Origin of the sequence: Lacicoccus qingdaonensis, from assembly GCF_900101075.1 — a bacterium.
Classification (GTDB): Bacteria; Bacillota; Bacilli; order Staphylococcales; family Salinicoccaceae; genus Lacicoccus; species Lacicoccus qingdaonensis.
In genome coordinates this window covers 14,539-38,757 of the sequence record NZ_FNFY01000016.1, presented here as the reverse complement: position 1 = coordinate 38,757, position 24,219 = coordinate 14,539, and the positions used below count along the sequence as shown (strand labels likewise).

Annotated in this window: 24 protein-coding genes and 1 tRNA gene; 22 read left to right on the top strand and 3 right to left on the bottom strand. The window is 46.2% G+C overall.

All coding sequences use genetic code 11. The features are described 5' to 3' along the window. The first annotated feature begins 26 nt into the window (after positions 1-26). From hprK to BLR15_RS09205, 9 genes are all read left to right on the top strand, one after another. Entirely contained in the window at positions 27-965 is a 939-nt protein-coding gene (gene hprK, locus BLR15_RS09245; protein WP_092986838.1) for an HPr(Ser) kinase/phosphatase, read from the top strand. After that, positions 955-1,851 (top strand): prolipoprotein diacylglyceryl transferase, encoded by an 897-nt coding sequence (gene lgt, locus BLR15_RS09240; RefSeq protein ID WP_092986836.1) that lies wholly within the window; start codon positions 955-957, stop codon positions 1,849-1,851. The genes hprK and lgt overlap by 11 nt, the downstream gene beginning before the upstream one ends. Positions 1,852-1,853: 2 nt before the next feature. After that, positions 1,854-2,333 (top strand): acyltransferase, encoded by a 480-nt coding sequence (locus tag BLR15_RS09235; protein WP_092986834.1) that lies wholly within the window; start codon positions 1,854-1,856, stop codon positions 2,331-2,333. A gap of 1 nt (position 2,334) precedes the next feature. Next, the gene (locus BLR15_RS09230; protein WP_092986832.1) at positions 2,335-3,756 is read left to right on the top strand and encodes a tetratricopeptide repeat protein; all 1,422 of its coding nucleotides are present in this window, start codon (positions 2,335-2,337) and stop codon (positions 3,754-3,756) included. Positions 3,757-3,841: 85 nt separating this feature from the next. Further along, on the top strand, positions 3,842-4,771 hold the full coding sequence (gene trxB, locus BLR15_RS09225) for a thioredoxin-disulfide reductase (RefSeq protein ID WP_092986830.1): 930 nt from the start codon (positions 3,842-3,844) through the stop codon (positions 4,769-4,771). Between the two features lie 175 nt (positions 4,772-4,946). Further along, a complete protein-coding gene (gene rapZ / locus BLR15_RS09220) occupies positions 4,947-5,831 on the top strand; it encodes an RNase adapter RapZ (protein WP_092986828.1) in 885 nt (294 codons plus the stop codon). Further along, entirely contained in the window at positions 5,818-6,813 is a 996-nt protein-coding gene (locus BLR15_RS09215) for a gluconeogenesis factor YvcK family protein (RefSeq protein ID WP_092986826.1), read from the top strand. Before rapZ ends, BLR15_RS09215 begins: the two co-directional genes overlap by 14 nt. 10 nt (positions 6,814-6,823) lie before the next feature. Further along, positions 6,824-7,768 carry a DNA-binding protein WhiA gene (gene whiA, locus BLR15_RS09210; RefSeq protein ID WP_092986824.1) on the top strand — a complete coding sequence of 315 codons (945 nt, stop codon included), beginning with the start codon at positions 6,824-6,826 and terminating at the stop codon, positions 7,766-7,768. Positions 7,769-7,934: 166 nt separating this feature from the next. Then, positions 7,935-8,735, top strand: coding sequence for a SurA N-terminal domain-containing protein (locus tag BLR15_RS09205; protein ID WP_092986822.1), 801 nt, complete (start codon positions 7,935-7,937; stop codon positions 8,733-8,735). A gap of 58 nt (positions 8,736-8,793) precedes the next feature. Here the strand turns inward: BLR15_RS09205 and BLR15_RS09200 are convergent, their stop codons facing one another. Together BLR15_RS09200 and clpP are read right to left on the bottom strand one after the other, a co-directional pair. Further along, a complete protein-coding gene (locus BLR15_RS09200) occupies positions 8,794-9,708 on the bottom strand; it encodes a TIGR01777 family oxidoreductase (protein WP_092986820.1) in 915 nt (304 codons plus the stop codon). A gap of 102 nt (positions 9,709-9,810) precedes the next feature. Beyond that, positions 9,811-10,401, bottom strand: coding sequence for an ATP-dependent Clp endopeptidase proteolytic subunit ClpP (gene clpP / locus BLR15_RS09195; protein ID WP_092986818.1), 591 nt, complete (start codon positions 10,399-10,401; stop codon positions 9,811-9,813). A gap of 159 nt (positions 10,402-10,560) precedes the next feature. Between clpP and BLR15_RS09190 the strand changes: the two genes are divergently transcribed. The 10 genes from BLR15_RS09190 to eno all read left to right on the top strand — a co-directional run bounded on the left by BLR15_RS09190 (position 10,561) and on the right by eno (position 19,313). Next, positions 10,561-10,632: transfer RNA gene (locus BLR15_RS09190), tRNA-Arg, on the top strand. Positions 10,633-10,674: 42 nt separating this feature from the next. Continuing rightward, complete coding sequence (locus BLR15_RS09185; protein WP_092986816.1) at positions 10,675-11,460, top strand: threonine/serine exporter family protein; 786 nt, start codon at positions 10,675-10,677, stop codon at positions 11,458-11,460. Between the two features lie 12 nt (positions 11,461-11,472). Further along, a complete protein-coding gene (locus tag BLR15_RS09180; protein WP_092986814.1) occupies positions 11,473-11,925 on the top strand; it encodes a threonine/serine exporter family protein in 453 nt (150 codons plus the stop codon). Position 11,926: 1 nt separating this feature from the next. Further along, a complete protein-coding gene (locus tag BLR15_RS09175) occupies positions 11,927-12,196 on the top strand; it encodes a glutaredoxin family protein (RefSeq protein WP_092986812.1) in 270 nt (89 codons plus the stop codon). A 107-nt stretch (positions 12,197-12,303) separates the two neighbouring features. Next, positions 12,304-13,320 carry a sugar-binding transcriptional regulator gene (locus BLR15_RS09170; RefSeq protein ID WP_092986810.1) on the top strand — a complete coding sequence of 339 codons (1,017 nt, stop codon included), beginning with the start codon at positions 12,304-12,306 and terminating at the stop codon, positions 13,318-13,320. A gap of 19 nt (positions 13,321-13,339) precedes the next feature. Continuing rightward, positions 13,340-14,338 (top strand): type I glyceraldehyde-3-phosphate dehydrogenase, encoded by a 999-nt coding sequence (gap, locus tag BLR15_RS09165; RefSeq protein WP_092986808.1) that lies wholly within the window; start codon positions 13,340-13,342, stop codon positions 14,336-14,338. Positions 14,339-14,437: 99 nt separating this feature from the next. Beyond that, positions 14,438-15,625 (top strand): phosphoglycerate kinase, encoded by a 1,188-nt coding sequence (locus tag BLR15_RS14285; protein WP_092986806.1) that lies wholly within the window; start codon positions 14,438-14,440, stop codon positions 15,623-15,625. A gap of 21 nt (positions 15,626-15,646) precedes the next feature. Continuing rightward, positions 15,647-16,399 (top strand): triose-phosphate isomerase, encoded by a 753-nt coding sequence (gene tpiA, locus BLR15_RS14280; protein ID WP_092986804.1) that lies wholly within the window; start codon positions 15,647-15,649, stop codon positions 16,397-16,399. Next, on the top strand, positions 16,396-17,928 hold the full coding sequence (gene gpmI / locus BLR15_RS09150; protein WP_092986802.1) for a 2,3-bisphosphoglycerate-independent phosphoglycerate mutase: 1,533 nt from the start codon (positions 16,396-16,398) through the stop codon (positions 17,926-17,928). Before tpiA ends, gpmI begins: the two co-directional genes overlap by 4 nt. A gap of 83 nt (positions 17,929-18,011) precedes the next feature. Next, complete coding sequence (gene eno / locus BLR15_RS09145) at positions 18,012-19,313, top strand: phosphopyruvate hydratase (protein WP_092986800.1); 1,302 nt, start codon at positions 18,012-18,014, stop codon at positions 19,311-19,313. A 346-nt stretch (positions 19,314-19,659) separates the two neighbouring features. Here eno and BLR15_RS09140 read toward each other — a convergent pair whose 3' ends face one another. After that, entirely contained in the window at positions 19,660-20,571 is a 912-nt protein-coding gene (locus BLR15_RS09140) for a nuclease-related domain-containing protein (RefSeq protein WP_176754119.1), read from the bottom strand. A 256-nt stretch (positions 20,572-20,827) separates the two neighbouring features. On the opposite strand from BLR15_RS09140, the gene secG reads away from it, so the two are divergent. From secG to rnr, 3 genes are all read left to right on the top strand, one after another. Next, positions 20,828-21,058: a preprotein translocase subunit SecG gene (gene secG, locus BLR15_RS09135; RefSeq protein WP_092986796.1), complete on the top strand. Its 231-nt coding sequence runs from the start codon at positions 20,828-20,830 to the stop codon at positions 21,056-21,058. A gap of 112 nt (positions 21,059-21,170) precedes the next feature. Continuing rightward, on the top strand, positions 21,171-21,920 hold the full coding sequence (locus tag BLR15_RS09130) for an alpha/beta hydrolase (protein WP_092986794.1): 750 nt from the start codon (positions 21,171-21,173) through the stop codon (positions 21,918-21,920). Positions 21,921-21,933: 13 nt separating this feature from the next. Continuing rightward, positions 21,934-24,213 carry a ribonuclease R gene (rnr, locus tag BLR15_RS09125; RefSeq protein ID WP_092986792.1) on the top strand — a complete coding sequence of 760 codons (2,280 nt, stop codon included), beginning with the start codon at positions 21,934-21,936 and terminating at the stop codon, positions 24,211-24,213. Positions 24,214-24,219 lie beyond the last annotated feature (6 nt).

Sequence of the window (24,219 nt, the reverse complement as noted above, 5' to 3'; positions counted from 1 at the left end):
AACATGAGAATTCAAGAGGTGATTGGGTGTTAACGGTACATGAACTCGTAGATACATTTACATTGAAAGTCGCCGCCGGAAATGAGGGGTTGACGAACGAAATAAAAAACTATGACATTTCGAGGCCGGCATTGGAAATCGGCGGATACTTCTCACATTATTCCTCTGACAGAGTCCAGATACTCGGGATGACGGAAATCTCTTTCTTTGAAAGGATGCTGACAGAAAAAGAGCGGGAAGAACGTTCCAACCGTCTCTGCCGTAAGGAGACACCATGTATAGTACTCGCCAGACAGATCAACCCGCCTCTTGAACTGATAGAAGCGTGCAACTCCAGTAACACACCGTTACTTGTCTCGGATGCAAACACGACGACATTCTACTCGAGATTGTCAAGCTATCTGGAAAAGGCGCTGGCACCGGAAACGAATATGCACGGTGTGCTGGTGGATGTGTACGGCATCGGTGTACTCATCACCGGTGAAAGCGGGGTCGGAAAAAGTGAAACCGCGCTTGAACTCGTAAAAAACGGGCACCGTCTTGTTGCAGATGACAATGTGGAAATCCGGGAAGTGACGGACAATGTCCTGATGGGCAGCGCCCCCAAACTGATAGAGAACCTGCTTGAAATCAGGGGTCTCGGCATTATAAACGTCATGACGCTGTTCGGAGCAGGCTGTATACTGGCTGAAAAGAGAATTATGCTGAATGTCAATCTCGAGACATGGGAAAAAGGCAAGGCATATGACAGAGTGGGCCTCGACCGTACAAAACTCACCATATTGAATTCGGAAATAGAAAAAAGGACCATACCGATCCGCCCCGGCCGGAGCCTGGCCGGCATCATAGAGGTCGCCGCAATGAATTACCGTCTGCAGAATATGGGATATGATGCGGCAGTTGAATTCAACGACCGCTTAAATAAGCAAATCAAAGTCAACGGAGGACTGGAAAATGATATTTAATATACAACCGCTTGACCCGGTAATCATCTCCCTCGGACCGATCGACCTCAGATGGTACGGCGTCATCATCGCGTTCGGCATGCTGCTCGGGTTTTTGATCGCCAACAGGGAAGCCGTTAAAAAGAACATGCCTGAAGGGATGTTCATCGATCTGATGTTTTATATCATTCTGGCCTCGCTGATCGGCGCAAGACTTTACTACGTATTCTTCAACCTGGATTACTATCTCCAGGACCCGATTTCGATCATAATGGTCAACGAGGGCGGAATGGCCATCCATGGCGGAATTATCGGCGGTATTCTGGCAGGGCTGGTCTACTGTTACAAAAATAATCTGAGCTTCTTCCAGGTGGCCGACATCGCCATACCCAGTCTGATTCTGGGTCAGGCCATCGGCAGATGGGGGAACTTCATGAACCAGGAAGCTCATGGCGGCGAAGTGACGAGAAACTTTCTCGAGTCTCTCATGCTTCCCGAGTTCATCATCAATCAGATGTACATAGACGGGGCATATTATCATCCGACATTTTTGTATGAGTCGGTATGGAATATCATCGGCTTCATCATACTGATGCTGCTCAGACCGAAACTTAAAATCGGACAGACTATGCTGCTCTATTTATTTTACTACTCCATCGGACGATTCTTCATCGAGGGCATGCGTACCGACAGTCTGATGATCGGGGATGCACTCCGGACGGCGCAGGTCATATCGATCATCACGGTGATCGTCGCTGCAGCAATCTGGATCTACCGCAGCAGAAACTACAATCTGCCGAAGTACGGCAATGTTGACGGTGTCTATGATCCGGATAACAAACGCCGGAAAAAGCAGTCGAAAACCAAAGGCAGACCTGTAAATAAGAAACACAAAAGGAAGAAATAATCATGAGAAATACAACCCGGTACAAAGTTGGAAAGTATAACCCGCTGTGGAATCTATACAGCACGGTCTCCATATTCAAAGTTGCCAGGAACTTTATTTTCATAGAAATCGGCCGTTTTTCACCGTCTACAAAATTGAAACATTTTTTGTACCGCAAATTTTTGAAGATGGAATTGGCCGAAAAAGTTTCTTTTGCCTACAAGGCGATGCCGGACCTGATGCATCCGGAGAAGATACACATTGGAAAGAACAGCATAATCGGTTATAATACTGTAATATTGACCCATGAATATTTAGTTGATGAATACAGGCTTGGAGACGTTCATATCGGGGAAAACACGATGATCGGCGCCAACGTCACAGTATTGCCCGGTGTGACCATCGGCAGCAATGTGACTGTCGGTGCCGGCGCCGTCGTGTCCAAGGATATCCCCGATAATTCGAGCTGTCATGGGAATCCACTTGTGATAAGGAGCAGATAAAATGTCTGAAAGAAAAGTTATACCCTTCAATCAAAGTGGTTCATTTTACTTCAATCAGGGATTAAAGAGAATAGAGCAGAAAAAGAAGAGAGATGCTCTCAAAAGCTTTGAAAGAGCATATGATATAGATAATAATAATTTAGCTTATTTGTCACAATATGTGTATTTGTTAGCTGAAAATGGACGGCAGGCTGAAGCTGAATATTTACTGATCAATAAATTCATTCAGCATCAATATGATGCTGAATTTTATTTTATACTCAGCCAGTTGTTTGTCATAACAAACGATCCGAACAAATCTTTCTTATTTGGAGTAGAGTATGCGAAGCATTTTCCGGAAGCGGGATATGATGAAGAGCTGGAAAAGATGTTTGATCTGGCCATCGAGGACGAGGAAGAAGTCGAGAAGGAATCGGAACGATTCGTCAGCCATCATATATTCCAGCATCTTTTCATGAATGCGCGCATAGATGAAGCACTTGAATATTTATCGATGTTACCGGTCGGTCTGCAGGAAGAAAGAACGTTCAGAAACTTGAGAGCGATGGCGTATTTATTTTTAAACAAGTTTGATGAGGCTTATGAAATTTTGGATACGCTGCTTAAGGAAAATAAAACTGATATGCACGCTTTAAGTCATCTGACGCTGCTTTACTACCACACAGGGCAGCAGTCGGAATATGAGTCATATTTAAAAAAACTGGAAGTTGTTGAACCTCTGGATGACGACTCCAGATTTAAAGTCGGCCTCGTACTGAATTTCCTCAAACAATACAACCGGTCATATGAGCTGTTGTTCCCCCTGTATAAAAGCCAGCAGTTCATCAGTTTCCAGCTGCTGCATGCCTTGAGCCATGCAAGCTACCATATCGGAAATGTTCCGCAGGCGGAAATGTTCTGGGACAAGATGCAGAATTTCCATAAGGTGAGTGAAATGTACAGTCCATGGAAGAAAGAGGAGGCGCATGATCTGATATCAGATATTGCGCATATGCATCTGCATGACGATGATGTTCATATACGGCTGCTCGGCCTTTACAGGATCAGTCTGATCAAGCCGAAAGATGCGGTACTCGGCCATCCGGTGTGGGATACTATTGAACAGCTGGATGACTACGAAAAATTATATGTTACATTTCTGTTCCAGGGTGTTAAACTGGTCAGGCTGGGTAAAATGCATAATGGCCTGGAAATATTGAGGGCGGTCGGATATGAGAATGAGGAAGACCGTCTGCAGTGGATCGATACATTCCATCTGCTGTATGAAAAAATCAAAGAATATGAAGATGTTCCATCTCTCGTTGCGGCGACATTGTACCTGTATCCGAAAGGCAGAAAAATAACGAAAAAAGCGATGACCGAGCAATTTGAGATTACATCGTACCGGCTGAACAAGGCCATTGATATCATTAAGCAAATTTGATGTAAAGTGAATTATTAACGCTTATAATGTGAGTGATGTGATTTAGGAAGAGCGTCTATAATAGTTAAATGTTAGGAGAAGAATAATGACGGAAGAAAACATATATGATGTAGTGATAGTAGGTGCCGGACCGGCAGGAATGACTGCTGCCGTCTATGCATCAAGAGCGAATTTGAAAACAGTCATGCTTGAAAGAGGGGTCCCCGGCGGACAGATGGCGAACACAGAAGATGTTGAAAACTTCCCGGGTTTTGATTTCATAACAGGACCGGATCTGTCATCGAAAATGTTCGAACACGCCCAGAAATTTGGAGCGGAATATAAATATGGCGACCTCCAGTCTGTGGAAGACCACGGGACCTACAAGCTCCTCAAAACGTCCAGTGAAGAATTTAAAACTAAAACAGTCATCATTGCGACAGGTGCGGAATATAAAAAAATCGGTGTACCCGGCGAGGATCTTCTTACCGGACGCGGCGTAAGCTACTGTGCTGTATGTGACGGCGCATTCTTCAAAGAACGTGAACTTGTCGTCATCGGCGGCGGTGACTCGGCAGTGGAAGAAGGTGTCTACCTGACGAAGTTCGCCAGCAAAGTGACGATCGTCCATAGACGTGCGGAACTGCGTGCCCAGAAAATATTACAGGAACGTGCATTCAAAAATGAAAAGATCGAGTTTATCTGGGATACTGAGCTGCAGTCCATCAACGGTGAAGGCAAAGTCGGCAGTGTGACTCTTCTGGATAAGAATACGGGCAACACATACGATTATGATACGGACGGTGTCTTCGTCTATATCGGCATGCTGCCTCTGACAAAACCGTTCAAAGATCTCGGTATTCTGAACGAACTGAATTATGTCGAGACGAACAGGGAGATGGAAACGAGCGTTCCGGGCATATTTGCAGCCGGCGACGTCATCGATAAAACATTGCGTCAGATCGTTACAGCAACCGGCGACGGCAGTATCGCAGCTGAAAATGCACAGAAATATATCGAAACATTGGGTGACTGATGACTTTCAGAAGACAAAATTTGACATTTTGTCTTCTTTTTAATGTGACAGAATGCGAGTGCGGACCGTTGTAAAAAGTAATCAATTTTGGTATTATAGTATATTGCCATTAACTTTAGTTCGACCCATTTATGATGTAAAATAAAGGTAATAATATGAACGGGATGTGGAGCCATTGAAGAATTTAATCATTCTAACGGGTATGAGCGGCGCAGGTAAATCGGTCGCACTGGAAGCACTGGAAGATATGGATATTTTCTGTATCGATAATTTACCGCCGATTCTGATACCCAAAATAGCAGACTTGATGGAAACAACGGATGGCAGAATGGACAATGTCGGACTCGGCATTGATCTAAGAGGCAAAGAACTTTTCGATACGCTTGTATCAGAACTGGAAAAGATCATTGCCAACGACAAAATCGAACTCAAAATCATCTTTTTGGATACGACTGATGAAAAACTGGTGGCGCGTTATAAAGAGACGAGACGCTCACATCCTCTGGATCACGGGATGAACGTGCTGCAGGCGATAAAAAAAGAGAGGGCGCTGCTTGATGAGCTGAAATACAGGGCGGATATCCTTATCGATACGACGGAACTCAAGCCGAAAGAGCTCCGCTCCAAAATGTTTGAAGAAATTACAGGAGACGGTGAGAGCGGCTTCCACGTCAATGTGCTGAGCTTCGGGTTCAAGCACGGTGTGCCGATCGATTCCGACCTTCTGTTTGATGTGAGGTTCCTGCCGAATCCGCATTATATCAGTGACCTTCAGCCTTTCACAGGGCTCGATCAGCCGGTCTATGACTATGTGATGAGCTCCAAGGAAACGAATATTTTCTACACGAAATTATTGGACATGATGCGTTACCTTCTTCCGCAATATTTGAAAGAAGGTAAATCCCAGCTGGTCATCGGCATCGGATGTACAGGCGGGCAGCACCGTTCTGTAGCTCTGGCAGAACGTCTGAGCAGAGATCTGACCGATTATTTTGATTTTAAAATAAAAGCGAAACACCGTGATGCTTTTATAGAAGGTGCTAAACATGAAGAAAGTTAGAGTGACGATTATCGGCGGCGGGACGGGACTCAGTGTATTGGCGCGCGGCTTAAAACAATATCCTGTCGAAATCTCTGCGGTCGTCTCTGTAGCAGACGACGGCGGTTCCACAGGAATTATCCGTGACCAGATCGACATGCCGGCACCGGGGGATATCAGAAATGTGATGTCTGCCCTGTCAGACATGGAGTCGAAACTTGAAAGCCTGTTTAAATACAGGTTTAAAAAGAATGAGATCAGCGGCCATTCCCTTGGCAACCTGATGCTTGCGGCAATGTATGACATGACAGGCGATTTCGCACTGGCAGTCGAGGAACTGAGTGACATTCTGAACGTCCGGGGGACAGTGATTCCTTCGACGAACATCAGCCCGAAGCTTGCTGCCCGCATGCATGATGATTCGATCATCATCGGTGAAAGCTATATACCAAAAGTGCAGCAGAAAATTTCCGAAGTGTTTTTATTGCCGAAAGATACGATAGCGACACCGGAAGCGATCGAGGCAATCGAAGAAGCGGATGTCATTGTGCTCGGACCGGGCAGTCTGTATACAAGCATCATTCCGAACCTCCTGCCTTCGGGGATGAGGGAAGCACTGATCCACTCCGAAGGAACGAAAGTATATATATCAAACATTATGACGCAGGTCGGTGAAACGATCGGCTATACTGCAACTGATCATTTAACAGCGATCAACAAACATATCGGACAAAATGTGTTTGACTATATTGTCCAGAATGAAAGGAATATCACTTCCGATATTTCCGATTATTACAAGGAAAACGGCATGACCGTCGTGACGAGCGACAAAGATCAGCTGGATGAAATGGGCGTATCCATACTGACCAGGGACGACCTGGTGAGCGTCGACAAAGACGGTGCAGTCAGACATAATAATGATGTGATTGCGGAAATCATTTATGATATTGCGCTGACCGAAATCAGTACACTGCAATATCGTTTGAACAAAGATCAAAGTTAGGGTTGATGAAATGTCATTTGCATCAGATATGAAAAATGAACTTACGCGTGTGGACGTCGATACAAGCTGTCAGAAAAGTGAACTGTCTGCCCTCATAAAGATGAATGGTGCATTAAGCTTTTTTAACGGCGACTGGGTAATCAGCGTTCAGACGGAAAATGCGGCGATAGCGCGCAGGATCTTTTCGTTGATAAAAAACCTGTACGGCGTTGATATCGAACTGCTCGTACGCAGAAAGATGAAGCTGAAAAAGAACAATGTCTATATAAGCAGGGTCAAGAAAGATACGCATAAGATGCTTTCAGATCTTAATATCATCAAAGACGACATGATTACAAATGACATCAATGATGAGATCAAGAATAGTGACTGCTGTATACGCAGCTATTTGCGCGGCGCATTTTTGGCAGGCGGTTCGGTCAACAATCCGGAAACATCGGCCTACCATCTGGAAATTGCATCATTGTATGAAGAACATGCAAAGGTGTTGACAGAGCTGATGAACGGCTATGATCTGAATGCGAAATATATTGAGCGTAAACGCGGATATATCACTTACTTGAAAGGTGCAGAGAAAATCGCCGAATTTTTAAGTCTGATCGGCGGCTATCAGGCACTTCTGAAATTCGAAGATGTACGTATCGTCCGTGATATGAGAAACTCCGTAAACAGGCTGGTCAACTGCGAAACGGCCAATTTGAACAAAACCGTCAGCGCAGCGATGCGCCAGGTGGAAAATATTCAGCTGATTGATGATGAAATAGGCATCGGCGAACTGCCGGAAAGACTTCAGGAAATAGCGAGGCTCCGGGTCGAGCATCAGGATGTCTCTTTGAAAGAGCTCGGTGAAATGCTGTCGACCGGCCCGATTTCAAAGTCCGGTGTCAACCACCGTCTGAGAAAGCTGGATACCATAGCAGAGAAAATCAAAGGCGGAGAAGTGATGGAATTTTAATGACTGCATTCAATCATTCCCGGTGAGCACAGACTTGCCGGGTTTTATTTGTCACTGAATGGTCAAACATTGAAAAAAGTCGACAGTTTGAGCCGGCTTTAAATTGAAATTTAATAGTTACAGGAGTAGAATGACGGACTATAACGACATGGAGGTAATTTAAGATATGAAAAAATGGTTAACGATGATATCACTCGCTGCCACGATGCTTGCAGTATCCGCATGTGGCGACGAGTCGGCAGAAGGTGAAAACGGAGAAGGTGCAGAAAATGGTGAATCACAGACTGCCGAAGAGGGCCAGGCATCTGAAGGTGCCGAAGGCGGCGAAGCGCCTGAAATGCCGGAACCGGATCTTGAAGACGTTCCTGACGTCGTCGCTGAAGTAAATGGCGAAGAAATCACAAAAGAGGAATTCGAACAAGTATATACAGGTCAGTTCCAGCAGGCTTCAATGATGCAGGAAATGACCGGCGAAGAAGTGAATGAAGATGAACTGAAGCAGCAGATTGCAGACGGAATGGTTTCAGAAAGATTACTTATACAGGAAGCTGAAAACCGTGACATCAGTGCTTCAGAAGAAGATGTCGATGCAATGATTTCTGAAATCACCGAAGCAAACGGCATGGAATCTGAAGAAGACTTCTTTGCGGCAATGGAAGAGAGCGGCATGTCAGAGGATGATATCAGAGCCGAGCTTGAAAAACAGGTGAAAGTCGAAGGGCTGATTGCTGAAGAAGCCGGCGACGTCGAGCCGACAGATGAAGAACTCCAGGAAGCTTATGATGAGCAGATCGCTGCTCGTGAAGAAGCGCAGAGTGAAGGTGAAGGCGAAGAAACAGAACCGCCGGCATTCGAAGATGTAAAACCTCAAATTGAGGAACAGCTTGTCAGAGAAAAAGAAGCAGAAGCGGCACAGGGTCTCTCAGAAGATCTGCGTGAGGATGCCGACGTGACTGTGAATCTGTAAAGTACCGCAAATTGGATAAACAAAAACCGCCGACAATAGTTGTCGGCGGTTTTTATTGTCATGCTCCGTAAATATCATCGAGGGCGAGATCGAGTGTCGGGTAGTTGAATTTAAAATCGTTCGCGAGCAGTTTTTGAGGGATGACTTTCTGTCCCCGGATGATCAGAATCGACTGGTCGCCAAGAACAGTTTTGAATAAAAACCCAGGCGTCCTGACGATTGTCGGCTTGCCGAGCGCCATTCCCAGGTATTTTGCAAACTGTTCCTGCCTGAGCGGCACCGGTGATGTCATATTGACCGGACCGTCCAACTCATCGACGGCCAGTACATAGAGGAGGGAATTGATCAGGTCTTCCAGATGGATCCAGCTGTAAAACTGTTTGCCTGTCCCGATATCCCCGCCGGCCCCGAACTTGAAAGGCAGAGCCATCATCGGCAGTACACCTTCGTCTTTATCCAGCACCAGGCCGAAGCGCGCGAGGACGACTCTCATCCCGAACGCCTGAAAATTAAGTGCTTCTTTTTCCCATGCGTTTACAACTGAAGCGAGATAGTTCGACGGCTGGAACTCGTCCTCTTCGGTGAAGCTGACGCTTTCACTGGTCGGGTAGTAGCCGACGGCGCTTGCATTGACCAGTACGTCCGGCTTGATGTCACTGTTTTTTACCCAGTTGTAAAGCATCTTCGTTGTATTGATTCTCGAATCCATTATTTCTTCCTTGTGGCGGTCGGTCCACATTTTCTGCAGGGAAGCGCCTGCAAAGTTGTAGACCGCATCCACATTGAGAGGGAGTTCATCTGCCCAGCTCAGGTTGTTGATATCATCCGGATCATATTTTATATAATGTATGAAAGGATGGTCGTCAGAATGTTCGCTGCGGCTTAAAATATATACGTGATTGCGTTCTTCGACTAAAACTTCTGCTAAACGGGAACCGACCAGGCCTGTTCCGCCGGTAATCAATATATTCATTTATGGAGGGCCTCCTTATATTCCTTTATACACTGTACCCAAAAATGACTAAAATAAAAGCGCTATATGCCTTTTTGACATATAGCACTGTATCAAAATATATTATTGTACTTTTTCCGGTTCCATCACTTCGTCGATCAGACCGTATTCCTGTGCTTCCGCAGCAGTCATAAAGTTGTCGCGGTCCGTATCTTTCTCGATTTTTTCCAGTGGCTGGCCGGTTCTTTCTGACAAGATCTTATTCAGTTTTTCGCGTGTTCTTAAAATGTGTTTGGCAGCAATTTCAATTTCAGTTGCCTGCCCCTGTGCGCCGCCGAGCGGCTGGTGAATCATCACTTCAGCATTCGGCAGTGCAAAGCGTTTGCCTTTTGCGCCTGCTGCAAGCAGGAATGATCCCATTGATGCAGCCATGCCGACACAGATTGTCTGAACGTCCGGCTTGATGTGCTGGATCGTGTCATAAATGGCCATACCTGCTGTGACACTGCCGCCCGGTGAGTTGATATAAAGATAAATATCTTTCTCAGGGTCTTGAGCCTGCAGGAATAAAAGCTGGCTCACTACCGAGTTTGCAACATTATCATCGATGCCGCTGCCAATCATTATGATTCTATCTTTTAAAAGTCTGCTGTAAATATCATAAGCCCGTTCTCCACGATTTGTCTGTTCAATGACTGTAGGTATTAGATTCATAGTTTTAACCTCCATAAATATCTGTAATTTGCTACTGTTTTATTTATATCACATTAGTCAAACAAGGTCAAAGGATTGAAACCAACTTTAAATTGTCATAAATATTTGATACAATTATGATGTTTTAATTACCGCATTTAGGTTACAATGTATAAGTATGCCCCCATGGTGTAATGGATAACACGTAAGATTCCGGTTCTTAAGATAGGAGTTCGATTCTCTTTGGGGGCGTTTTTTATTTACCGACAATAATAAATATGGCGGGGTGATGACATGCTGAACGATATTGAAATCATTGAAGAGCCGGATGACAGTCTCAAGGAAAGTTATGTACGTGATGTTTTCTTCGTTGCCATCAACTGCGGCAAACTGCTGCTCGAGAGCGGTGCTGAAACTTACAGGATCGAGGATACGATGATGCGCATTTCAAATACATACGGCATCAGCAATCCTCAGGTTTTTGTCACCCCCACCGTCATTATATTTTCCATGAATGAACACTCTCTGACCCAGACTGTGCGCATAGATGAGCGGGCAAACGACCTCGGCATGGTCGATGTCATCAATAATCTGTCCCGTGACATCGCGCGTGGACTGCCGATCAAATCGGCGATCAGGAAAATCGAGAAGATACACGATGCACTCGTCTTCCCTTTCTGGCTGATGGTGCTGTCGGGAGGCATGACGGCTTTCATGTTTCTCCTGTTGTTTGACGGATCGGTTGCAGATCTGCCTGCAGCAGCATTCGGCGGGGCGCTCGGCGTATTCATCATGGAAAGTATTCTGCGCTTTACAAGAGTCAAATTCTTCACAGAGTTCTTCGCATCATTCTTTATAGCTGTCACATCTTTTCTTTACGTCCAGTATGGTCCCGGTTTAAATATGGATCTGATAATCATTGCAGCTGTCATGCCGCTCGTTCCCGGCGTACTGATCACCAATGCCATACGGGAAATGATCCGCGGTCACCTGCTTGCAGGCGTAATGAAAGGAACGGAAGCGATGCTCACTGCTTTTGCCATCGGCGCAGGCGTGGCATTGATATTCATGCTCATTTAAGGAGGCGGCTCGATGTTAACTTTACTCTATCAGTTCATTTTAAGTTTCTTTGCCTCCATGGGTTTTGGCATATTGTTCAATGCACCGAGAAGGGCCTTGTTGCAATGCGGCCTGACCGGTGCAGCCGGATGGATTGTCTACTATATACTCAGCAGCTTTGAAGTAAACCAGATACTGGCAAGTTTTGCAGGCGGTATAGTACTCACCGCAGTATCGATTTTCAATTCAAGATATATGAAAATGCCGATCGTCATATTCATCACGTGCGGCATCATCCCGCTCGTCCCGGGCGGAAAGGCCTACCAGGCGATGCGCAATGTCGTCCTGGAAGATTATCAGCTGGCATTTTCATTTGGTATAGAAGCTGCGCTCATAGCCAGTGCAATCGCACTCGGTATCATTACATCAGAAATGTTCTACTCATTAGTGAATACGGCAATAACAAAATTAAAGACAGGTGAATAAAGTGTTAGTTTTAGATTATTATACGAGAGACCGGTGTGCATTGTGTGATGAAGGCATTCTTCAAATAAAGATCGCATTGTCCGAGCTCAGGGAAATGAATGTTAAAATCAATAAAGTGAATATTGATGAAGATGATGCGCTGCAGGAAGAGTATATGGTCAGGGTCCCGGTATTGAAACACGATACCACGATCATACAGGAAGGCGTCCTCGATTTCGTTCAGATCTATGATTATTTAAAAGCGAATAAGGGTAAAGATGATATTAAGTGACCAAATTAATTGCATTGTTACATATATTTCTGATATATTAATAATGTAATTTTTTTGTCCCTGGTGGGACGCTAAACGTCTCGCTTTGGTGAAAGGTGGTTGAACGAATGTGGCAGAGATTGATTGACATCCAGAAAAATATAGTACCTGATATTTTATCCCACATGCTTAAACGCCTGGATATATTGAGTTATATTGAAGCAGAACAGCCGATCGGCAGAAGGACACTGGCAAGACATCTGGGTATGACAGAAAGGGTTTTACGCAGGGAAGTCGAAGATCTTTCACAATTGAACATGATAAAAGTCGATGCAAAAGGCATTTCCATTTCAGAGAGCGGCAGGCAGACATTAAAGGATGTTGAACCATTCCTGACATTGATTGAAAGCCGCAATGACTTGGCGGCAAAGCTGAAACTGCAATATCCATTAAAAGATATATTTGTAGTCAGAGGCGATGCTGATCAGAATGAAATGGTCAAAGAAGAATTGGCGAGACTGATGGCAGAAGAACTGACAGGCAATCTGTTCAAGAATGCCATTGTTTCAGTCGCCGGCGGTTCGACGATGGCATTGGTCAGCAAGTTTTTGAGACCGAAACATGAAGGTCTCCTGTTCGTCCCGGCAAGGGGCGGTCTCGGCGAAGATGTCGCATTCCAGGCAAACTCGATAGTGAGCCATCTGGCGGAGGTGACATCCGGACAACACCGTGTGCTATATGCGCCCGACAGCATCAGCAAGGCTTCATTGGAGTCATTGAAGGAAGAACCGATGGTCAGGGAAATCATCGATTTGAACAGCCGTTCATCGATGGTCATCCATGGTATCGGGGACGCACTGCAGATGGCCCGGCGAAGAAACGTCACTCAGGAAGTGATGTCGAAACTGGACGGGGAAAAAGCAGTTGGTGAAGCTTTCGGTTTTTATTTTGATGCAGATGGGAATATAGTCCATAAGGTGAAAACCATCGGTCTGCAGCTCGAAGATCTTGAAAATAAAGAATCGATTTTCGCAGTTGCAGGCGGAGACAGTAAAAAGGAAGCAGTAAAAGCATATTTGAAATTCGCGCCGCAAAACACGATTTTGTTCATCGATGAAGCGGTCGCACAACATTTATTAGGATAAAACTAAGGAGGCCATTTTAATGGTTAGAGTAGCAATTAATGGATTTGGCAGAATTGGAAGACTTGCAGCAAGAGAAATTCAAAATTATGACGACATGGAAGTCGTAGCAGTAAACGATTTGACAGATGATGATTTTTTGGCACACTTATTCAAATATGACTCGACTCAGGGCCGCTTTGAAGGAGATATCGAAGTGTTGGATAACAGCTTCAAAATCAACGGTCAGGAAGTGAAATCCTTCACTGAGAAAGATCCTTCAAACCTGCCTTGGGGCGATTTAAATATAGATATCGTACTTGAATGTACAGGTTTCTTCACAAAAGAAGAAGATGCAAGAAAACACCTTGATGCAGGCGCGAAAAAGGTATTGATCTCTGCACCGGGTAAAGGCGACATGAAAACGATCGTCTACGGCGTGAACGAAAATACGCTGGACGGTTCTGAAGAAATTGTATCGGCGGCTTCATGTACGACAAACTGTCTGGCACCGGTTGTCAAAGTATTAAATGACGAGTTCGGCATCAGAAAAGGTCTGATGACGACCATTCACGCTTATACAGGCGACCAGAACACATTGGATGCACCACATGCGAAAGGCGACTACCGCCGTGCACGTGCGGCAGCGGAAAACATCGTACCAAACTCCACGGGTGCCGCAAAAGCGATCGGTCTTGTCCTGCCTGAACTTGAAGGCAAGCTTGACGGCGGCGCGCAGCGTGTTCCGGTAGCAACGGGTTCACTTACTGAAGTGACTGTAACACTGGATAAAGATGTTTCAGTTGAAGATGTAAACAATGCGATGAAGAACGCAGTCAATCCTTCATTCGGCTATAACGAAGATCAGATTGTATCTGCAGATGTCATCGGCATCAAAGAAGGTTCACTGTTTGATGCGACTCAGACACGCGTACTTGAAGTGGACGGCAAACAATTGGTAAGAGCCGTTGCATGGTATGATAATGAAATGTCCTATACTGCCCAGCTTGTCCGTACTTTAAACCACTTGGTAACACAATAATAAACTTAACCTGGCGGGTGGATATTCCATCCGCTTTTTATTTTTATGTGCAGCCAAATTGGGTATAATGAAGGCAATGAATATTTTAGGAGGCAAGTTATGAAGAAAACTGTTGAAGATATTGAATTAAAAGGAAAGAAAGTGCTCCTAAGAGCCGATTTGAACGTCCCGATGGAAGACGGTACAGTGACAAATGATAATCGAATCGTGCAGGCGTTGCCTACAATCAAGTATGTATTGGAACAGGGCGGCCGGGTCATTTTATTCTCGCACCTCGGCAAAGTGAAAACGGAAGATGATAAGAAGGATAAAACTTTGCAGCCTGTTGCAGATAAGTTGGGCAAATTGCTTGGCCAGACAGTTTTATTTGTGCCTGAGACGAGAGGATCCGAGCTGGAATCGGCCATTGATGATTTAAAGGACGGGGAAATTCTGTTGTTTGAAAATACCCGTTTCGAAGATGTGGACGGCAAGAAGGAATCCGGTAACGATGCGGAACTCGGCAGTTACTGGGCGGGGCTCGGCGACGTCTTCGTCAACGACGCTTTCGGTACAGCACACCGTTCGCATGCATCCAATGTCGGCATTGCCGGAAATATTGAAACCGTATCCGGCTACCTGATGCAGAAGGAAATTGATTTTATCGGCGGTGCGGTCGATGCGCCCCAAAAGCCTTTTGTTGCAATTTTAGGCGGCGCGAAAGTGTCGGATAAGATCGGCGTCATCGAAAACCTGCTTGAAAAAGCGGATAAAGTACTTATCGGCGGCGGCATGGCTTACACGTTCTTCAAGGCACAGGGTAAAGAAATCGGCACTTCGCTTCTTGAAGCGGACAAAGTCGACCTGGCAAAATCACTGCTTGATGCGGGAAAAGATAAAATCGTTCTGCCTGAAGACGCAGTCGTGGCGGAGAAGTTTGACAAGGATGCATCTCACAAAACGGTGTCGGTGGATGAAATTCCCGACGACATGATGGGGCTAGATATCGGTCCGGATACTGTCAAAGCATTCGAAAGCCATCTGAAAGATGCGAAAACCGTCGTATGGAATGGTCCGATGGGCGTATTTGAATTTGAAAACTTTGCACAGGGTACCATCGGCGTATGTAAAGCACTTGCAGAACTGGACGATGCCATCACGATCATCGGCGGCGGCGACTCAGCTGCAGCTGCATTCGACCTTGGATATGAAGACGACTTCTCCCACATTTCAACAGGCGGCGGTGCGTCCCTTGAATATTTAGAAGGCAAAGAACTGCCGGGACTTGCAGCAATCAATAATAAGTAATGATATTTTAGGAGGATTATAATGAGAACACCATTTATCGCAGGGAACTGGAAGATGAACAAGACGATTTCCGAAGGGGAACAATTTCTTGACAGCCTGAAAAATCTGCCGGCAAAAGACGAAGTGGAAAGTGCAATCTGTGCACCATTCATCCACCTGCCGTCGCTGGTTGATAAAGCGAAAGACCTGAATATCGGCATCGGTGCCGAGAACGCACATGAAGAGGACAGCGGCGCGTTTACAGGCGAAGTTTCTGTCGCCATGCTCCAGGACCTCGGTGTGGACTATATCATCATCGGCCACTCTGAACGCCGTGAACATTTTAACGAAACAGATGAAACGGTGAATAAAAAGACGCTTGCCACTTTGAAAAACAATATCGTACCGATTGTCTGCGTCGGGGAAACTGATGCTGAACGTGAAGAAGGCAGACATATCGAACGTGTTGAAAGCCAGGTAGAGAAGGCGCTCTCTGAAGTGTCTGCTGCAGATGCCAAAAAAGTGGTCATCGCATATGAACCGATCTGGGCGATCGGCACAGGGAAATCCGCAACAAGCGATGATGCAAACGAAATGTGCGGTGCCGTCCGTAAAAAGATTGCTTCATTATATAGCGATGACGTGGCGGATAAAGTACGCGTCCAGTACGGCGGCTCTGTAAAACCGGCAAACATCAGGGAGTATATGGAGCGTGAGCACATCGACGGTGCACTCGTCGGCGGCGCATCTCTTGAAGCGGAGTCATTCCTCGAACTGCTGGAAGGTGCTAAATAATGACCAGACCGACAGCTTTGATCATATTGGATGGGTTTGCCAACCGTGATGAAGAGAAGGGCAATGCGGTAAAAGCGGCGAATAAACCGAATTTCGATCGTTATTTCAACCAGTATCCCCACAACGAACTGTCGGCGGCCGGCCTGGATGTCGGGCTGCCTGAAGGACAGATGGGGAATTCCGAGGTCGGCCACCTGAATATCGGCGCCGGCCGCATCGTGTATCAGAGTCTGACACGCATCAACAAGTCGATTGAAGACGGCGACTTCTTTAATAACGAAGTGCTGCTTGAAACGATGAAGCATGTTGATGGGAATGACAGTGAGCTCCATGTCATGGGGCTGCTCAGTGACGGCGGCGTCCATTCACATTATGAGCATTTATTCGCCCTGCTCGAAATGGCTAAGGAGCATGGCCTGGATCGCGTGTATGTTCACGCCTTCCTTGACGGCCGTGATGTCGGACAGAGTTCTGCACTCGGTTTCATAGAGGAGAGTGAACGCAGGTTTAAAGAAATTGGCATCGGTGAATTCGCAACGGTTTCCGGACGTTATTACGCGATGGACCGTGATAAGCGGTGGGACCGCGGAGAACCGGCATACCATGCCATTTCAAACGGCCGCGGGCCTGTATTCGACAGTGCGGCTGAAGGTGTACAGGCGAGCTATGATGAGGAAGTTTCCGATGAATTCGTCGTTCCGTTCGTTGTGAAAGGCTATGAGAATAAGGAAGGAACCGGCATCAAAAACGATGATGCCGTCATATTCTACAACTTCCGTCCCGACCGTGCGGCGCAGCTGTCCGAAGTCTATACAAATGAAGACTTCATGGGCTTTGAAATGGACCGCAAATACAGCGGTTTGAAGTTCGTGACATTTACGAAATACAGTGATGATGTCGTCGCTGACATCGTCTTTGAAAAAGAAGACATCGTCAATACGATCGGCGAGGTCGTCGGGAACGCCGGCGGCAGGCAGCTGAGAATTGCCGAGACCGAGAAATACCCGCACGTCACCTACTTCATGAGCGGCGGCCGCCACAGTGAATTTGAAGGTGAGCGCCGCACGCTTGTGGACTCGCCGAAAGTGGCGACGTATGATCTGCAGCCTGAAATGAGTGCGTACGAAGTCCGTGATGAGTGCCTGGCCGAACTCGATAAGAAAGATCTCGACCTGATCATTTTAAATTTTGCGAACCCGGATATGGTCGGGCACAGCGGAAAACTCGAACCGACAGTCAAGGCGATTGAAGCGGTAGACGAGTGTCTCGGACCGATTGTGGATGAAATCATCGCACAGGGCGGTCACGCAGTCATCACTGCAGACCATGGCAACTCCGACGAAGTGACGACACCTGAAGGCAAGCCGATGACTGCACATACTACGAATCCGGTGCCGATCATCGTCACTAAAGAAGGCGTTGAAGTGAGAAGCGGCGGCATACTCGCTGACATCGCACCGACGCTCCTCGATCTGATGGGTATTCAGCAGCCGGAAGAGATGACCGGGAAGAGTCTGCTGCAAAAGTAGATAAGGTGTTTTATTTTCGTTGAAATTAATCTTTGTTTAACACATAATAAAATAGAACAAATACAATTTAAGGAGATATTGATATGCCATTAATTATTGATGTTTATGCACGTGAAGTAATCGATTCCCGCGGGAACCCCACGGTTGAAGTGGAAGTATTGACTGAAAGCGGTGCGTTTGGCCGCGCCCTGGTACCGTCCGGAGCGTCAACGGGTGAATATGAAGCGGTTGAACTGCGTGACGGTGACGATACACGTTACTTAGGTAAAGGTGTAGAAAAAGCGGTTGAAAACGTCAATGAAGAAATTGCTGACGAACTTATCGAGGGACAATTCAGTGTGCTGGAGCAGGTGTCCATCGATAAAATGATGTGTGCGCTGGACGGCACTGAAAACAAGGCGAAATTGGGCGCGAATGCAATACTGGGTGTATCTATGGCAGTGGCTAAAGCAGCTGCAGATTTCCTTGGACAACCTCTTTATAAATATCTGGGCGGATTCAATGCAGTCCAGCTGCCTGTACCGATGATGAACATCATCAACGGTGGTGAACACGCTGACAATAACGTCGACATCCAGGAATTCATGATCATGCCGGTCGGTGCAGAAAGCTTTAAGGAAGGTCTGCGCATGGGTGCTGAAATTTTCCACAACCTGAAAAAAGTGCTGAGCGAAAAAGGGCTGAACACCGCAGTCGGCGACGAAGGCGGATTTGCGCCGAACCTCGGTTCCAATGAAGAGGCGCTGTCTACAATTATTGAAGCGATTGAAAGAGCAGGCTACGAGCCTGGTACTGAAATCCGTCTGGCGATGGACGCTGCGTCATCAGAATTCTATAATGCTGAAAAAGGCGTTTACGAATTAGCCGGTGAAGGCAAGACATTCACTGCCGAAGAGATGGTGGACTGGTATGCGGACATGGTCGACAAATATCCGATCATCTCCATCGAAGACGGCCTGGATGAAAACGACTGGGAAGGCCACAAGTTAATGACGGACCGCCTCGGCGACCGCGTCCAGCTTGTCGGTGACGACCTGTTCGTGACGAACACGGAAAAACTTGCACGCGGCATCGAAGAAGGCGTGGGCAATTCGATCCTGATCAAAGTGAACCAGATCGGTACACTGACAGAAACTTTCGAAGCGATCGAGATGGCCGGCCGTGCCGGATACACATCCGTGATCTCACACCGTTCAGGTGAAACGGAAGATACGACAATCGCAGATATCGCAGTTGCGGTGAATGCCGGTCAGATCAAGACAGGCGCGCCATCCCGTACAGACCGCGTCGCAAAATACAACCAGCTCCTCCGTATCGAGGACGAATTATTTGAAACAGCTAAATACAAAGGACTCGACTCATTCTTTAACCTGGATGAAGTATAGGAGATTGTATTAGTGTGAGGACCCCGCTTCTTGTGAAGCGGGGTTTTTGGTGGGGTTAAGATTATTTTGCAATGAAATTTAAAAATCTGCGCTATAAGTATCAGTCCACCATATGAAATATAGCGCAACAAAGGTTGTCACGCTATAAGTTGCAGTCAGACTCATGAGATATAGCGCAGCAGAGGTTGTCACGCTATAAGTTGCAGTCAGACTCATAAGATATAGCGCAGTAGAGGTTGTCACGCTATAAGTTGCAGTCAGATTCATGAGATATAGCGCAGCAGAGGTTGTCACGCTATAAGTTGTCAAATATTCACCACATATAGCGCTTCGATACTACTTTAAATCAATAATCAATATTTCCACGTTGTTTTTGCCGTCTTATATACGAACTGGAAATCTGATGGCCGCTGTATTTGGCTATAATAGAAGAATCCAGCTTCCAATCTTCATTCAACATTTTCAACTCATTAATTAACCGCCGGGTAACGGTCAGCAAGTCGAAATTTTCATTACACTTCACGCAGTTGTATTTATTACGGTTCACACGCTCCAGCTCCCGATAGCAATGCTCACAATAAACTCCGCCGGCCAGCGCATCCAACTCAATATTCGCTTTGCCGTCGTACATGGATTTCGTCAGGCGGCGCGACTCCAGAAAATCCAGCAGCCTGTCATGGGAATAATGGTTATCCCGCACAATCCGGTCCAAAAATTTCTCAATCCCGCTGTAAGTCAAAATGTTTTTCCCATAAGGCAAATTATAGATTGTCTGTTTCGGGTTAATAAAGACCAGGCAGCTGTAAACTTCAAAGTCAGCACCATTACCGGACTGCCGGAGGAGATAACGAAAAGCATCATTATGTCGTGACACCTGCTGCATCAGATTTTTAAACTTGTCCCCTCCGGTAAAAGTCCACACGGTATCCGAATACACCAGATCAAAATTGTACTTCTTCACTTCAAAAGTGAACACAAGGTCACCGGCAATAAAAATATTATCAATCTGCACTTCACTCGTACTCCTCGAAACTTTGCGGCTGTCATTACCGGTTTGACTCACCGAAAACCGGTAATCCTTCAAATGAATACAATTACGACCGGCCATCCTCTCATCAATCATCCGGTCCAGTTCACCTTCGCCCTCCCATCCGAGCTTCAAATTGCCGAGTTCATTCACTTCATCAGCAGCCACTACTGCCCGGCATTTCAATATTTCCAGCTGCTCAAGTTTCAACGGCTTATATCTGAGTATCACAACCATCCCCTTACAATTGAATAAAAGTTATTCCAACTTTAAAAGTGTCCGAAATTGTTGTCAAATCACAGCAATTCAATAACTGCGCAATCCACCGCCCGAAACCGTCAGATCTGCCATGGCCGAAATGCTGAAACTGCAAAAAATACCCCGCCAAAAGACGAAATCCGTAGTTTGGCAAATCAAACCCGGCTTGCATTACAGCAGCACTTTTGGTATGCTTTCTAATGTTAATATTTATTGGAGGGACTACCACATGCAAACAGTTTTAATTGTTATGTTGATAATCGTTTGTATATCTTTAATTGCAGTGGTATTGCTTCAGTCAGGAAAAAGCGCCGGCCTTTCGGGTGCAATCAGTGGCGGGGCAGAGCAATTATTCGGTAAACAGAAGGCACGCGGCATGGATCTCGTATTACACAGAGCAACTGTGATTCTATCCGTACTATTTTTCTTAATCATGCTTTTACTCACATATGTGAGCTGAATTTAATGAAAATGACTGAAAAGAAAACCCTCAACAGCCAGGGTTTTCTTTTTCTTTTGTTTGTCGAATTTTTAACGTACAATTGAAGTAACACACAAAAGGAATGTTGACGATGAACGTAAAAATGCCAGGTGAATTTTATTTTAATGAGCATTCGGACTATGCTGTCCTCCTGCTTCACGGTTTTACCGGAAACACTTCGGACGTCAGACAGCTGGGCCGTTTCCTGCAGAAGAAAGGCATCACCTCATATTCATTCAACTACCAGGGTCACGCAGAGGCGCCCGAAAACATTTTGAAGTCCTCCCCGCATGTCTGGTACCGCCAGGTTACAGAAGCTTACGATTTCCTGAAATCGGAAGGATACGATAAAATTTTCACAGCCGGCGTTTCAATCGGCGGTGCGCTCGGACTGCTGCTCACTCGCGACCGTGACGTCACCGGAGCCGCGACGATCTGCAGCCCGATGTTTATAAAATCGCATAAAGAGCTATTGGAAAGCTATACCACGTATGCTGCCAATTTCAAAAAGCGTTTTGAAAATAAAGACCGTCAGACGATTGATGACGAAATCAATGCCAGTATTGACGACGCTGACGATATGCTGGAAGACATCAATGCCATGATCAACAGGACGGAACAGTCACTCGAAGATATATTTGTGCCGGTGTATGTGGCGCAGGGATCTCTGGACGAAGTGATCGATCCCGAGTCCGCAAATGTGATTTATGACAATGTGTCCGCAGAGGAAGCGGAAAAACGATTGAAGTTTTATGAAAACTCCGGACACGTATTGACGATAGATAAAGACAAAAACGAACTGTTCAACGATTTATATGAGTTTATGGAAGAGATAATATAATGGAGGTATTCTCATGAGTAACTACAGAGAAATGGTTTTGGAAATCATGAATAAAGAAGATTATAAACCGATGACGATTGACCATTTTATAAAAGCGTTTGATGCCCATGATTCAGAGGATTTCAAAGAAGTGGTCAAAGTAATGGTTGCTCTTGAGGAAGAAGGCATCATTTTCCGCACTAAAAAAGACAAATATATGAGAGTGGCGGAAACCAGCCTCGTCAAAGGAAAGCTGTCCATGCATAAGAGGGGCTTCGGCTTCCTGCGTGTGGAAGATGAAGATGTCGACGATGTTTTCATTCCGCCGACGGGCATCAACGGGGCGCTTGACGGCGATACGGTGCTCGTTGAGACTTTCAACGAGACTTCCGGCACCAATATGGAAGGGAATATTACAAGCATCCTGACCCGCGGCATTACAAGAGTGGTCGGGGAGTATGTGGATAACAAGTCATTCGGTTTCGTGCTGCCGGACTCGAAAACTTTCAAGACGGATCTCTTTATTCCGAAAGGTCAGAACCTCGGTGCAGTCGACGGCCATAAAGTGCTTGTTGAAATCACGAAATATCCTGAAGATGAAAATGCAAATCCGGAAGGTCATGTAACTCAGATTCTGGGCCATAAAAATGATCCGGGCGTGGATATATTGTCCATCATTTTCAACCACGGCATCAATATCGACTTCCCGCAGGAAGTGCTGGATCAGGCGGAAGCTGTGCCGGATACGATCCGGGAGGGTGAACTCCGGGACAGAACGGACCTGAGGCAGGAAAACACGATTACGATCGACGGTGCGGATGCGAAGGACCTTGATGACGCAGTTGCCGTGAAAAAGCTCGATAACGGCAATTATGAGCTGACGGTCAGCATTGCGGACGTGAGCCATTACATCACTGAAGATTCTGCGATGGATAAAGAGGCATATGACCGTGCGACAAGTGTGTATCTGGTCGACAGGGTGATTCCGATGATTCCTCACAGACTGTCGAACGGCATCTGTTCACTGAATCCTGAAGTCGACCGTCTGACGATGAGCTGCCGTATGGAAGTGAATCATGACGGCCAGGTGGTCAATCATGAAATTTTCCAGAGCGTCATCAATTCGAACAGAAGAATGACCTACGATGCAGTGAACGGCATGCTGGAGGATGAAGATCAGGCACTGATGACCGAGTACAGTGATGTCTCACCGATGATCATGGCTGCGGGGGAGCTTGCACAGATTTTAAGAAATAAAAGAATCAAGCGCGGTGCGATGGACTTCGACTTCAAAGAGGCGCAGGTACTTGTCGGTGAAGACGGCACGCCTGAAGATGTCGTATTAAGAAACCGCGGACAGGGTGAAAAGCTCATCGAGGAGTTCATGCTGCTTGCCAATGAGACTGTGGCCGAGCACTTCCACTGGATGGACGTGCCGTTCCTTTACCGTATACACCAGGACCCGAAAGAGGAGAAACTCAGGCAGTTTTTTGACTTTATTTCCACATTCGGAATTGTGGTCAAAGGGAAGGGCAATGAAATACACCCGCATGCACTGCAGGAAATACTGGAGGAGATAGAAGGCAGACCTGAAGAACTTGTCATCAGTACATTGATGCTCCGTTCGATGCAGCAGGCGAAATATTCGCCGGAAAGTCTGGGGCACTTCGGTTTATCCACCGAATTCTATACCCATTTCACATCACCGATCAGACGTTATCCGGACTTGATCGTCCACAGGCTCATCCGCAAGTATCTTATTGAAGGCAGGACGGATGATAAGACAATCAGCAAAGTCGATGCCTTCCTGCCTGATGCGGCTGAGCACACATCCGACAGAGAACGCCGCGCGGTCGATGCCGAGCGGGATACGGATGACCTGAAGAAAGCTGAATATATGAAACAGTATATCGGTGAAACGTATGAAGGCGTCATTGCCGGTGTGATGAATTTCGGCATGTTTGTGGAACTCCCGAATACAATTGAGGGACTCGTTCATATTTCCAATATGACAGATGACCACTACCAGTATAATGAACGTCATATGGCACTTATCGGAGAGCGGACGGGCAACGTCTTCAGAATCGGCGATCCGATCGAGATCAAAGTGATGGATGTCAATATCGAAGAACGTCTCATCGATTTCCAGGTCATCGGCATGCCTGAACGTAAAAAATCGGAAAGACGCTCAAGACCGGTGGAAATCAAGGCCAGAAAGAAAAAGCCGGAAGACCACAAAAAGAGCGGAAGCAAGAAAAGAGGCAAAAAGCCTTTTTATAAGTCAATGGCCAAAAAAGGGAACAGAAAGAAGTAATGTCTA